This is a genomic window from Streptomyces dioscori (assembly GCF_003024195.1).
Classification (GTDB): domain Bacteria; phylum Actinomycetota; class Actinomycetes; order Streptomycetales; family Streptomycetaceae; genus Streptomyces; species Streptomyces dioscori.
In genome coordinates, this window is record NZ_KZ679038.1 from 984,433 (window position 1) to 997,628 (window position 13,196).

The 13,196-nt window shown below is 72.7% G+C and carries 10 protein-coding genes; 7 read left to right on the plus strand and 3 right to left on the minus strand.

Features of this window, described 5'->3' with window-relative positions:
• Positions 1-161 precede the first annotated feature (161 nt).
• Entirely contained in the window at positions 162-1,181 is a 1,020-nt protein-coding gene (locus C6Y14_RS44825) for an ATP-binding protein (RefSeq protein ID WP_225890883.1), read from the minus strand.
• A gap of 199 nt (positions 1,182-1,380) precedes the next feature.
• Here C6Y14_RS44825 and C6Y14_RS04315 point away from each other — a divergent pair, with 199 nt between their 5' ends.
• Entirely contained in the window at positions 1,381-4,677 is a 3,297-nt protein-coding gene (locus C6Y14_RS04315) for a glycoside hydrolase family 78 protein (RefSeq protein ID WP_107015041.1), read from the plus strand.
• Positions 4,678-4,729: 52 nt separating this feature from the next.
• On the opposite strand, the gene C6Y14_RS04320 is transcribed toward C6Y14_RS04315, so the two are convergent.
• Positions 4,730-5,446: a peptidoglycan-binding domain-containing protein gene (locus tag C6Y14_RS04320; protein WP_107015042.1), complete on the minus strand. Its 717-nt coding sequence runs from the start codon at positions 5,444-5,446 to the stop codon at positions 4,730-4,732.
• Between the two features lie 186 nt (positions 5,447-5,632).
• The gene (locus tag C6Y14_RS04325; RefSeq protein WP_107015043.1) at positions 5,633-6,379 is read right to left on the minus strand and encodes an SAM-dependent methyltransferase; all 747 of its coding nucleotides are present in this window, start codon (positions 6,377-6,379) and stop codon (positions 5,633-5,635) included.
• A gap of 427 nt (positions 6,380-6,806) precedes the next feature.
• On the opposite strand from C6Y14_RS04325, the gene C6Y14_RS04330 reads away from it, so the two are divergent.
• The 6 genes from C6Y14_RS04330 to C6Y14_RS04355 are packed head-to-tail and all read left to right on the plus strand — an operon-like array spanning position 6,807 to position 13,194.
• Positions 6,807-8,063, plus strand: coding sequence for an ATP-grasp domain-containing protein (locus C6Y14_RS04330; protein WP_107015044.1), 1,257 nt, complete (start codon positions 6,807-6,809; stop codon positions 8,061-8,063).
• Positions 8,060-8,905: a Rossmann-like domain-containing protein gene (locus C6Y14_RS04335; protein WP_107015045.1), complete on the plus strand. Its 846-nt coding sequence runs from the start codon at positions 8,060-8,062 to the stop codon at positions 8,903-8,905. The genes C6Y14_RS04330 and C6Y14_RS04335 overlap by 4 nt, the downstream gene beginning before the upstream one ends.
• On the plus strand, positions 8,902-9,987 hold the full coding sequence (locus C6Y14_RS04340; protein ID WP_107015046.1) for a PLP-dependent cysteine synthase family protein: 1,086 nt from the start codon (positions 8,902-8,904) through the stop codon (positions 9,985-9,987). Before C6Y14_RS04335 ends, C6Y14_RS04340 begins: the two co-directional genes overlap by 4 nt.
• The gene (locus C6Y14_RS04345; RefSeq protein ID WP_107015047.1) at positions 9,984-11,132 is read left to right on the plus strand and encodes a dipeptide epimerase; all 1,149 of its coding nucleotides are present in this window, start codon (positions 9,984-9,986) and stop codon (positions 11,130-11,132) included. Before C6Y14_RS04340 ends, C6Y14_RS04345 begins: the two co-directional genes overlap by 4 nt.
• Positions 11,129-12,367 carry an MFS transporter gene (locus C6Y14_RS04350; protein WP_107015048.1) on the plus strand — a complete coding sequence of 413 codons (1,239 nt, stop codon included), beginning with the start codon at positions 11,129-11,131 and terminating at the stop codon, positions 12,365-12,367. Before C6Y14_RS04345 ends, C6Y14_RS04350 begins: the two co-directional genes overlap by 4 nt.
• Complete coding sequence (locus C6Y14_RS04355; protein WP_107015049.1) at positions 12,364-13,194, plus strand: class I SAM-dependent DNA methyltransferase; 831 nt, start codon at positions 12,364-12,366, stop codon at positions 13,192-13,194. The genes C6Y14_RS04350 and C6Y14_RS04355 overlap by 4 nt, the downstream gene beginning before the upstream one ends.
• The last annotated feature ends 2 nt before the right edge of the window (positions 13,195-13,196 follow it).

Here is a 13,196-nt window from a genome sequence, read left to right on the forward strand (position 1 = left end):
TAGCTCTCGATGGCGAACCGCTCCAGCAGATCGGCGAGCGCGGCGGCGTCGAAGCGGTCGCGCCGGCGCAGGACCAGCCGCAGATGGGCCGCGGCCTCCCGGTGTGCGCCCGCGCCCGCGGCGTCCCGGGCGGCGTCGGGTCCGTACCGCGCGATCGCCTCCTAGTCGCCGGCCTGGGCCGCGTGGTGGACGACACGGGCGGGGTCGGAGCCCGGTTGCACGACGAGTGCGGCCAGGACCTGGCGGTTGAGTTCGATGCGCCGTGCGGCGGGCAGCGAGTCGACGACGGCGCGGCGGATCAACTCGTGCCGGAATCCGGCCCGTTCGGGCGTCACGGTGAGCAGGCCGCGCTGTTCGGCGACCGCCAGCTCGGCGACGCCGTCCGGCAACAGCGCGTCGACCAGCGGCCGTTCGACCGCGGAGGGCACGACGGCGAGCTGTTCCAGGGCGTCGCGGGTGCGGTCGTCCAGGTCGCGCAGCCGGGCGAGGACCGCGTCGACCACCGTCGGGGGTACGGCGCCGGTGCCGCCGGCCGCGACCACCTCGGCGACGAAGAACGGGTTGCCCGAGGTGACCTCGTACACCTCCGCCGGGTCCAGGCCGCTCACCGCGCTGAGCCGGTGCACGGCGCCCGGGGAGAGCCGGGGCAGGGGCAGGCGGTGTACGCGTTCGGCCCGGGACACCTGGCCGAGGAGGTGGTGCAGGGGGTGGCGGCGGTCCAGCTCGTCGTCGCGGTAGGTCAGGACGAGTACGGCCGGCAGGCGTTCCACCCGGTGGACCAGGAACCGCAGCGCGTCGAGGGAGGCCTCGTCGGCCCAGTGCACGTCCTCGACGACGAGGACGGCGGGGTGCGGGGCCGCGGTGAGTTCCGCGCGCAGCGCGTCGTAGACCCGGGGGCGGTCACCGCCCGCCGTGAGCGCCCGTGCCAGTTCCGCGCCGACGCCGCCGACGAGGTCACGGAAGGGGCCGAGCGGGCGGCGCGTCGCGAGGTCGTCGCACTCCCCCACCAGGACGCGCGACGCCGTGGGCAGCACTCCGGGCATGGCCTTCACCAGGCTGGACTTGCCGATGCCCGCCTCGCCGTGGACGAGCACGACGGAACCGGCTCCGTCGGCCGCCTCCCTGGCGGCCGAGGCCAGCCGGTCCAGCTCGTGCTCCCGTTCGAGGATCCCCCCATCCACGGCGCCATGCTGGCACATGCACGCCTCTTGAAGCCCCACAGCGGCACCCATAGGATCGTTCAAGAATGTGTGAAACGTTTCAAACGGCTCACGCGTCCCCCTCACGCCTCTTCTCACGACTCCCGCCCCCTGACTTTTCCCGCCCCCACCCTCGCTCCGTCACCCGCACCCGCGCACGTACGCAACCAAGGGACACCACATGACCAAGGGTTGGAACCGCCGCGCCTTCCTCCGGACCTCGGTAGCCGGAGCGAGCGCCTCAGCCGCTCTCGCCTCCGGCACCGCCGCAGCCGCCGGCCCGGCCCCGGACGCCGGCGCCGCGCGGCCGGGCCGGCTGCACATCGGGCGCACGACCGTCGAGTACGCCGAGACGTTGCTCGGCACGGAGGTGGAACAGCCGTGCCTCACCTGGGAGTTGGCGGCCGACGGGCACGGCGCGCGGCAGAGCGCGTACCACGTGCGAGTCGCGCTGAGCGAGAAAGGTCTGCGGGAGGGGCGGCGCGCGGTCTGGGACTCCGGCCGGGTCACGTCCGACCGCAGCGTCGGAATCGTCTACGCGGGCCCCGCCCTGAAGCCGCGCACCCGCTACCACTGGCAGGTCAGGGTCTGGGACGGTGAGGGCCGGGCGTCGGCGTGGAGTGCGCCGCGCTGGTGGGAGACAACGTTGTCCAAGGACTCCTGGCAGGGGTTCTGGATCGGCGCGGCCGCCGCGCCGGAGCCGCCGACGTTCGAGGGCGCGTCCTGGATCTGGTCGCCGGGGGCGACCTCCAACGACGCCCCGAACGGGCCGCGTTGGTTCCGTGGCGCGTTCACTCCACCCGCGGGCGCCGAGGCCCGAAGAGCCACGCTGCTGGCGACGGCCGACGACGACTTCACCCTGTATCTCGACGGCGTGCAGGTGATGCACCAGGCCGAACAGACCGACGCCTGGCGGCAGGGCCATCTCCTCGACGTCACCGAGGAGGTGAAGGCGGCGGGCTCCGGACGCCTGGTGGTCGCCGCCCTCGCGACGAACCGCGGCAACGCGTCGGTCAACCCCGGCGGCCTGCTCGTACGGCTCCTCGTCGAACTCGGGACGGAGGCGGGGACCGAGGCGGACGCCGGGACGGCGGAGCTGGTCACGGGCGAGGGCTGGCGCAGCGCCGACACCGAGCAACAGGGCTGGCAGCAGGCGGAGTTCGACGACTCCGCGTGGGCCGGGGCGGCCGTGCTCGCCCCGTACGGGCAGGGCCCCTGGGGCTCCGGGGTGTCGATCGCGGCGCCCGAGCAGCCCGCCCCGCTGCTGCGCCGCGAGTTCACCGTCACGAAGCCCGTCTCCCGCGCCCGCCTCTACATCAGCGGACTCGCCTACTACGACGCCGAGATCAACGGTGAACGCGTCGGCCGCCAGGTTCTCGACCCCGGCTTCACCGACTACGACGAGACCGTCCTGTACGCCGTCCACGACGTGACGGACCGCCTGCGCCGGGGCACCAACGCGATCGGCGTGACCCTGGGCCGCGGTTTCTTCGGCATGACGACACCGAACGTCTGGAACTGGCACCGCCCGCCATGGCACGACGAGCCGCGCCTGCTGGGCCAGTTGGAGATCGACCACCCCGACGGCTCACGTACCACGGTCGCCACGGACGGCGGCTGGCGCATCACAGAGGGCCCGACCCGCTCCAACTCCCTGTATGCGGGCGAAAGTTACGACGCCCGCAAGGCACCCCGGGCCTGGACCCGCCCCGGCTTCGACGACAGCGGCTGGCAGGAGACCGTGCGCCGGGACGCCCCCAAGGGCACGCTGCACGCTCAACCCCACGACCCGATCCAGATCATCGAGACCGTACGCCCGGTCGCCGTCGAGGAGTTGACCGAGGGCGTGTACGTGGTCGACATGGGCCGCACCATGGCCGGCTGGACGCGGCTGACCGTGGGCGCCCCGGCCGGGACGACCGTGCGCCTGGTCCACGGCGAGAAACTGAAGTCCGACGGAAGCGTGCACGCCGAGACCGGGCACGTCCCCGGCCGGTTCCAGACCGACGAATACGTGTGCGCGGGCGGCGGCGCCGAGGAGGTGTGGGAGCCGAAGTTCTCGTACAAGGGGTTCCGATACGTGCAGGTCAGCGGGCTGCCCGCGAAGCCCGAGCCGGCGCAGGTGCTGGGGCGGGTCGTGCACACGCCGGTGGAGGCGACGGGATCCTTCGCCTGTTCCGTGCCGTTCTACCAGCAGCTGGAGCGCGCGATGCGGCGCACGCTCCTGAACAACCTGCACGGCATCCCGACGGACACCCCGATGTACGAGAAGAACGGCTGGACCGGTGACGCGCAGCTGGGCGCGCCCGTCATGGCGTACGCGCTCGGCGTGCACCGCTTCCTGTCCAAGTGGCTCGGTGACCTGAAGGACAGTCAGAACACGGACGGACAGCTCCCGGTGATCGTACCGAGCGGCGGCTGGGGCTACGGCGACCTCGGGCCGTCCCCCGAGTGGACGACCGTGTACCCGTTCCTGCTGCGGGAGATGTACCGCGTGTACGGGGACGAACGGCTGGCCCGCGACCACTGGACGCCCCTCACCCGCTATCTGGACTGGGAGATCTCCCGGCTGAGGGACGGGCTGGCCGTGACCGCGCTCGGCGACTATCTGCCCCCGGGGTACGGCGGAAACCCGCCCGAGGACACCCGGCTCACCGCGACGGCGTATCTGCACCGGGCGCTCACCGACACGGCCGAACTCGCCGACCTGCTGGACGACTCGGCGGTCGCCACTCGATATCGCGGGGCCGCGGCCGGGCTCAAGGAGGCCTTCAACGTGGCCTTCCTGGGCCCGGACGGCCACTACCGCACAGCGAAGGATCCTGGCTACCGGCAGACGAACAACTGCATACCGCTCGCCTTCGGGCTGGTCCCGCCGGGCGCGCGGGCCTCCGTCGTCGACTCGCTGCTCGCCGACATCGAGGAGCGCGGCAACCACCTCAACACCGGCGCGCTCGGCACCAGTGTCCTGCTGCGGCAGCTGTCGGCGCAGGGACACCCCGAGGTGGCCCACGCGATCGCCACCCAACGCACGTACCCGAGTTGGGGCTACTGGTTCGAGAACGGCGCCGACACCATGTGGGAGATGTGGCCGGTCGACTCACGCTCCAGGGACCACTATTTCCAGGGCACGGTCGTGCAGTGGCTGTACGAGAACGTGGCCGGACTGCGCCCCGGCGACGCCGGGTACCGCACCTTCACCGTGCGCCCCGACGGCCGGACGGGTGTGGACTGGGCCCGCACCTCGATCCGCACCGTCCGCGGCGATGCCTCGGCGGCCTGGTCGGTCGTGGACGGCTCGCTACGGCTCTCGGTGCGCGTGCCGGTGGGGTCCACGGCCGAGGTGCATGTGCCGGCGGCGGCGCGATCGGCGGTACGCGCTCCGGGCGGAGCGAAGTACGTGCGGGTGGAGCCCGGGTTCGTCGTGTACGAAGTGGCGCACGGGGGCTGGGAGTTCGTGGGCCGGTCCGCCGACTGAGCGGGGGCGGCGGCTGAGCGAGGGCAGCGGCTGGGCGGGGCGGGGCGGCGGCTCAGGAGGTGGTGCGGGATTCGAGGTCCGTGCGGGTGTCGTTGCCGTACACCCCCGTCTCGTCCCCCCGGATTCCGTACCAGAGCTGGAAGCGGGCCACCGCCGCTGTCAGCGTGGCGTCGTATACGCCGCTGGGTGTGCCCTCCTTGTACACGTCGGGGATGCGCAGTAGCCGTTGCTGCAGGTCGCTGACCGCAGGGCCGCTGTCGCCCTCGCGCAGGGTGCCGGGGCCGTCCGGGTCGGCGCCCCCCGGCGCCGGAGGCGCGGGCGCCGCAGGGGTCGGCGCGGACGACGCGACGGGGGGCCGCGCCTGCGCGGGGCCGTCGTCCTCGTTCCAGGTGAGCAGCAGGGCGGCACTGAATCCGCCCAGCGCGGCGACCGTCGCGGCGACACCGAGCACCGTACTGCGCACGAAGGTGCTGCGGCCGTGGGCCGGCCCCTTTCCGGCCGGGCGCCCGCGCGGCGCCGGTCTGCTGTCGCCCTCGACCACGGGCGGCAGTTCCTGTGTGTCGTCCTCCGTGACCCAGGGCTCGGCGACGCCCTCCGGCGCCGGTACGGCGACGGCCACGACCTCGTAGCCCTCGTCCGGTTCGCGTTCCCTCTCCTGCACCTGCCGCAGCAGATCCGCCAGCGACCCCGGCTGTCGGCGGCGCAGCACGTTGGTCGGTTCCAGCGCCGAACGACGCGGTGACTCCTCGGGGCCGAACGGTGTCGACAACCTGCTCTCCCTCCCGGCGTTACTGAGAAGGGATACGGGTCACGCCGCCCGGCGGTTCAACGGCGGGGCGCCGGGCCGGAGCGCGATGCCGGAGCGGCGCGCGCCCGGCACTCCGGCGCACGGGGCCGAGCCGGGTGGGACCGTCGGTGCGCCTGCGCGCCCCGGCCGGTCCGCACCCGGCGGGCGTCAGCGGTTCATGAGCGCGAACACGCCCCAGCCCAGATACTCGCGCTGGTACCGGACATGACGCAGGGGCCCGGTCGCCAGGTCCTCGCGCATCTCGTCGGCCAGTTCGTCGTCCGGGTTGGCGTCCAGCCAGCGGCGGGTGCTGAGCCACTGCGCGGCCACGTACCGGTCCCAGCTGTCCTGGTCGGCGAGGACCATCTCGACGAGGTCGCAGCCGAGCGCGCCGAACTGTTCGACCAGTTCCGGGAGCGAGCGGTAGTCGTCCCTGCTGCCGGCGTGGCACCCCTCGACGGTCGCCCGGTCCGGGGGTTCCCGGCGCCAGTACGGCTCGCCGATGAGCATGATCCCGCCGGGGGCGAGGCTTCTGCGCAGGAGTTCGACGGTGCCCGCCACCCCGCCGCCGATCCAGGTGGCACCGACACACGCGGCGATACCGACGGGCTCGTCGGCGACATGCCCCGACGCGTCCCCGTGCAGGAGGTCGACACGGTCGGCGACACCCAACTCCCCTGCGCGGGCCCGCGCCTTCGCCAGGAAGACGGTGCTGATGTCCACTCCGGTGCCGGTGATCCGGTGGTCGCGCGCCCAGGTGCACAGCAGCTCGCCGCTGCCGCAGGCGAGATCGAGCACGGCGGTGCCCGGCACGGGGTCGAGGGCCCGGCCCAGGGCGGCCAGCTTCTCGCTGGTGAACGGGTTGTGAATGCGGTGTCCGCTCTCGCGAACGGTGAAGCTACGTGGGAGATCCACTTCTGGGATTCCTTCGGTCCGAGGAGGTCGAGAGGGTCGTGAAGGTCACGGGGGCCGGATCACGCGGCCCGTCGTACGTGGCCGCGCTCGTTCGCACCGTCATCTTCCGCACCTCACTCGACAGGGACCGTCACTCGCTCGGACCGGCCGAGGCTAGATCGGCGGCCCTCACGTGTCCAACGGTTTTCGCCGGGTCCAACGGTTTTCGCCGGGTCCGGCAGTCGCTGCCGGGTTGGACATCACTGCCGGGTCCGACGGTTCCTGTCGGCCCCGGCTGCTTTTGCCGATGTGGCAACAAAGTCCGGCCCATCGGATGACAATGAAAATGATTGTCGATAGCGTGTGCGTCGGTCACGTCGTCCACGCCCCGCCATGGGGCGCCCTCGGCGTGCCCTGAAGCTCAACCGGCTTGCGCGAAAGGGGAGTTGTGGCTCATCTGTTGGTGGTCGAAAGCTGGGTCGGGTCGATGAGCAGGCTGCTGCCACGGGCGATCCGGGAGGGTGGGCACGAGTTCACCTTCCTCACCCGGGACCTGCACCACTATCTGCGCTCCGCACCGGAGGGCACGGCCCATCCCCTGCTCGCGGCCCGCACCGTCACGACGGCCGAGACGAACGACATCGACACCCTGCTCCCGCACGTGGAGCGGCTGCACGAGGCACTCGGCTTCGACGGAGTGGTCACGTCCTGCGACTACTACCTGCCCACCGTGGCGCGGATCGCCGCACGGCTGGGGCTTCCCGGGCCGACGCCCGAGGCCGTGGAGAACGCGTGCCGCAAGGACACCACCCGTCGTGTCCTCGGCGAGGCCGGCATCCCCGGCCCCCGCTTCGCCGTCTGCGCGGACCGGGCAGCGGCCGAGGAAGCCGCCCGGGAGCTGGGCTTCCCGCTGGTGGTCAAGCCCGTCGACCTCTGCGCGGGCATGTTCGTACGACGCGTGGACGACGAGCGCGAGCTGACCGAGGCCTGCCGGGCCATCGCGGACTTCCCGCTGAACGCCCGCGGTCAGCTGCGAGCACCCGTGCTCCTCCTCGAAGAACTCCTCGACGGGCCCGAGGTCAGCGTGGAGACCGTGTCGTTCGCCGGGACGACCCATGTGGTGGGCGTGACCGACAAGAGCCTCGGTGGGGCGCCCGCCTTCATCGAGACCGGCCACATGTTCCCCGCCGGCCTCGCCCCGGCCCACGCCGAGGCCGCCCAGGACACCGCGGTCCAGGCGATCAAGGCGCTCGGGCTGGACTCCGTCGTGGCCCACACCGAGATCAGGCTGACCGCCGCCGGACCCCGCGTCGTCGAGGTCAACCCGCGCCCGGCCGGCAACCGCATCACCGAGCTGATCCGTCATGTCACCGGTGTCGACCTGGCCGCCGCCTGCGTCGACGTGGCGCTCGACCGCGCCCCGGACCTGCGGCCCCGGGCCACCGGACTGCGCAGCGCGGCTGTGGGATTCCTCGTGCCGGAGACGGAGGGGACGCTGGAGTCGATCGAAGGGGCTGCCCAAGTGCGGTCGGCAGAGGGCGTGTTGGAAGTGCAGCTCGCCGAGCCGGGCCGGGCCGTGAAGGCCGCGGGCAGCAACAACGAATACCTCGGCCATGTGATGGCGGGCGACGCCGAAGGGCTCGGAGCGCGAGCCCGGGTCGAGTCCCTGCTGTCCGGGCTGCGACCGCGGGTGACCACCCGATGAGGGCGCCGGCACAGGCACCCGTACAGGCGCCGGTCTCGTACGACGATCTCGTGCGGCGGGTTCTCGCCGGTGAGCTGGGCCCGGATCCGCGAGGGCTGCGCGTCGCCGTGGCGTTCACGACGACTCAGGCCGTACGGCACGAGGGGCGACGCGGCGGCTACCGCAACGAGGTGCTCAGTCTGCGCCTCGGCCGGGCGGTCGGCTCGTGCGCGGTCGAACCCGGAGCGCTGCCGGAGGGCGCGGTGGAGGACTGCGCCGGAGCCGCCATCGCTCGGCTGCTGGCGCATCCGCTCCCGTCGGTCCGCGTGGCGGCACTGGACGCCTACCTCATGCATGTGCGCCCGCACACGCCGGAGTTCGGGGCACTCCCCTGCTCCCTGTCCGCCGGGAGTTCCCTGGAGAAGTCCCGGGCACGGGCACGGGCCGTCGTCGAACTGCTGGACGTCCGGCCGGGGCAGACCGTACTCGTCGTCGGTGTCGTCAACTCCCTGCTGGAGGCGCTGCGTTCGCGTGACATCTCGTACATACCGTGTGACCTCAAGGGCGGTACCACGGAGTGGGGCGAGCCCGTGGCGACCGACCTGTACGCCGAACTCGGGCGCTGTGACGCCGTACTGGCCTCCGGCATGACTCTCGGCAACGGGTCCTTCGAGCCGCTGCGGACACATGTGCTGCGCAGCGGACAGCAGTTGGTGATGTTCGCGCAGACGGGCAGTGCCGTACTGCCCTGGTTCCTCGGTGCCGGTGTGAGCGCTGTGTGCGCGGAGCCGTACCCCTTCTTCTGGCTGGACGGCGGTCCCGGTGTCATCCACCGCTACCGCGGTACGGAGGCCGGGCTGTGACCACGACCGCGTTGCGTCCCCTCGCCGCCAACCCCGATCTGCTCGCCCTGCTGGGCCGTACCCCGCTGGCCAGGGTGACCACCGATCTGCCCTGCCCGCAGCCCGGGTTCTGGGCCAAGCTGGAAGGTCTCGCCGCCGGTGGCATGAAGGCCCGCGCGGCGGTGTCCATGCTGCTCGGCGCACGTGAACGGGGTGAACTGCGCCCCGGCGCGCCGGTGGTGGAGTCCACCTCAGGGACGCTCGGGGTCGGGCTCGCCTTCGCCGGGCAGGCCCTGGGGCACCCGATCGTGCTCGTCGGCGACACCGAACTCGAACCGTCCATGCGGCAGTTGCTGCGCTCCTACGGAGCCCGCCTCGAACTCGTCGACCGCCCCGCCGGTGCGGGCGGCTGGCAGGCCGCCCGGCTGGCCCGGCTGCGCGAGCTGCTGGGGACGCTGCCGGACGCGTACTGGCCCGATCAGTACAACAACCCGGACAACATCGCCGGCTACGCCTCTCTCGCCGCCGAACTCGCCTGCCAGCTCGACCACTTGGACGTCCTGGTGTGCAGTGTCGGCACGGGCGGCCACAGTGCCGGGATCGCGGGGCCGCTGCGCAGGCACTGGCCGGAACTGCGACTGATCGGTGTGGACGCCACCGGCTCCACCATCTTCGGCCAGCCCGCAAGGCCCCGGCTGATGCGCGGCCTGGGCAGCAGCATCCATCCGCGCAACGTGGCCTATGAGGCCTTCGACGAGGTGCACTGGGTGGGCCCGGCCGAGGCCGCGGACGCCTGCCGACGGCTCGCCCGCGGCAGTTTCGTCAGCGGCGGCTGGAGCACGGGCGCGGTCGCGCTGGTCTCCGCATGGGCGGCCCGGGTCCATCCCGGCGCGGTGGTCGCCACCGTCTTCCCCGACGGACCCCACCGCTATCTCGGCTCGGTCTACAACGACGACTTCGCGGCGGCCCACGGCCTCGACCCGGCCACCGCCGCCACCCGCCCCGTCGAGATCCCGCACGCACGCGCCGTCGAGGCCACCGGCTGGGTCCGCTGCACCACGGTGACCGACCCCCTGCTCACCACCCTGGAGGGGAGCCCGTGAAGGCCACCCTGCGCACCGTACGGCTCACGCTCGCCGAGCCGCTGCGCATTTCCCGTTCCACGACGACCGCCCGCGACGCCGTCTGGCTCACGATCGAGCACGACGGCCTGCACGGCCACGGCGAGGCCGTCACCAGCGTCTACTACGGCCTCGACACCGACACCCTGCAACAGCGGTTGTACGCGTCCGGCCGCGACCTGGGCCGCTTCCCCGACCCCGAGAGCGCGCTGCGCGAGTGGTCGGCGCGGGACGGGCAGCCGGACGACCGGCCGCCCGCGGTGACCGCCGCCGTGGAGGCCGCGCTGCTCGACCTGTGCGGCAAGCGGTCCGGCACGCCCGTGTTCCGACTGCTCGGGGCCGAAAGCGATCGGCATGCTCCGGACGCCACCACCGTCCCCACCGCCCGCACGGCGCGCACCATCGGCATCGTCCCGGTCCCGCACGCCGCCGCCCAGGCCCGCGCCCTCGTGACCGCCGGATTCACCCTCCTCAAGGCGAAGGCCGGCACCCCGGACCCGGAGGACGACCTCGCCCGCATACGCGCCATCCGTTCCGCCGCGCCCGACGTCCGGCTCCTGCTCGACCCCAACGGAGCCTGGACCACCGAACAGGCCCGCCATCTCCTGCCCCGGTACGCGGAGTTGGGCGTCGAGGCCGTCGAGCAGCCCCTCGCCCCCGGTGATCCGGAAGCCCTGGCACGGCTCGCCGAGCGTTCACCGCTGCCCGTGATCGCCGACGAGGACGCCGTCGGACTCGAAGACGTACGCCGTCTGGCGGGCCGGGTGCACGGGGTGAACGTGAAGCTCGCCAAATGCGGTGGCCCCCGGGCCGCGCTGCGCATGGCCGAGCTGATCGCCGGGAGCGGCACCGAGCTGATGCTCGGCTGTCTCACCGCCAGCACGCTCGGCCTGGCGCCCGCAGTGCACCTCGCCGACCGCGCCCGCTGGGCCGACCTCGACGGGCATCTGCTGCTCGCCCACGACCCGTGGACCGGGATCGGCGGCACCGACGGCGCCGTACGGGCGAGTCGGCGTCCCGGACTCGGCGTACGGGAGAAGGACGAACACGAGACGGACGGAAACGAAACGGACGGAAGCGAGACGGACGGGCAGCGGCGGCGTGCCGGAGAGGCGGAGGGTCCGTGAAGACGCTGTACGAGATACGCGGCTTCTCGCCCGCGATCCGGCTCCTCCTCGTCAACCAGTTCGGCGTCAACACCGGCTTCTACCTGCTCATCCCCTATCTGGCCACGCATCTGGGTGAGGACCTGGGCATGTCGGCGGCCGTCGTCGGGATCGTCCTCGGGGTGCGCAACCTCAGCCAGCAGGGACTGTTCCTCATCGGTGGTTCGGCCGCGGACCGGCTCGGCGCGCGCGGGGTGATCATCGCCGGCTGCGGGGTGCGTACCGCGGGCTTCGCGTTGTTCGCGCTCGGCGACGGGCTCGCGGTGCTGCTGGCCGCGTCCGTGCTGAGCGGGCTCGCCGGGGCGCTGTTCAACCCGGCCGTGCGGACCTACCTCGCGCAGGAGGCGGGCGAGCGCAAGGCCGAGGCGTTCGCGCTGTTCAACGTGTTCGCGACGACCGGGGCGCTGGTGGGGCCGCTGCTCGGCAGTGTGCTGCTGCTGGTCGACTTCCGGGCGTCCGCGCTCACCGCCGCCGGGATCTTCGCGGTGCTCACCGTGGCGCAGGCCCTGGTGCTGCCCGCGCGGGCGGTGCCGCCGAGTGCGGGCGGTGTGCTCGCGGACTGGCGCGAGGTGGTCGGCAACCGCGCCTTCCTCGCCTTCTCGCTGGCCATGGTCGGCATGTTCACCCTGGAGAACCAGCTGTATCTGCTGCTGCCCGACGGGGCCCGCCGGGCCACGGGCTGGGACGGTGCGGCCGGACTGGTCTTCCTCGTGGGCACGCTCGCCAATCTCGCCCTGCAGATGCGGCTCACCCGGGCGCTCAAGCCTTATGGCAGAAGGGCGATCGGCGCCGGACTCGCCCTGATGGGACTCGCCTTCCTGCCGCCGATGCTGGTGTCGGGGGCCGGCTCCCCCGAGCTGTGGCACGCCGTTCCCGTCCTCGTGGGCGTGCTGCTCCTCTACGTGGGTGTCATGGTCGCGCAGCCCTTCGTGATGGAGCTGATCCCCGGCTTCGGACGACCGGAGCTGACCGGCACCTACTTCGGCATCTTCTACATGGTGTCGGGGATCGCCGCGGCCGTCGGCAACACGGCCGTGGGCTGGGCCATGGACGCCGGTGACCGGCAGGACGCGGCCTGGCTGCCCTGGGCCTGCTGCCTGGTGTTCGGGCTGGCGTCGGCGGCCGGATTCACCTGGCTGCGCCGCCTCGGAGCTCTGCCCGTGCGTCCCGCTCCTGCCGTGGAGGCGACGGTATGACGAGCGGCAACCTGCTGACCGACAACCCGGAGCTGTACGAGGCCAGGTTCCCCGATCCCGAACGGCTGGCCGGGCGTTGGGCGGAGGACTGTCTGCGCCGGTACGCGGCCGGGCCGAGCGTCCTGGACCTGGGCTGCGGTACCGGGCGCGACGCGGCCCAACTGCACAGCGCGGGCAGGTCGGTTGTCGGCGCCGACCTCTCCGAGGAGATGCTGGCGTACGCCCGCGACCGGCACCCCGGCCCGCGGTACGTACGCGCCGATCTGCGGAACTTCTCCCTCGGGCCCGCCGCACCCCTCGTACCCCTCGCACCCGGCGAACCCGGCGCACCCGGTGTCTTCGACGCGGTGGTGTGCCTGGACAGTGCGCTGCTGTACTGCCACACCAACGACGAACTGGACGGCTTTCTCTCCTCCTGCCGCCGGAACCTGGCTCCCGGCGGGCTCCTCGTCGCGGAGATGCGCAACGGCGCCTACTTCCTCGGCCGGAACGACCTGCTGGACACGCCCAGGGACAACTCCCTGACCTGGCAGGGCGTTTCCTACCGTTCCACCACCACTCTGCGCATCGACCGCACCGCGCAACTCCTGCGCCGTACCCGCGTCTGGACCACCGACGACGGCTCGGCCCCCGTCGAACAGCGCTCGGCCTGGCGGCTGCTCCTCCCGCAGGAACTGCGCCACTTCCTGACCGCGCACGGTTTCACCGTGCTGGAGCTGCACGACGGTCCGGGGCCACGTACCGAACCGCCGTGGCAGGAGGGCGACCTGCCCGGCACGGCAGCCGATGCCGACCGGCTGCACGTGGTGGCACGCCTCGCCGGCTGACC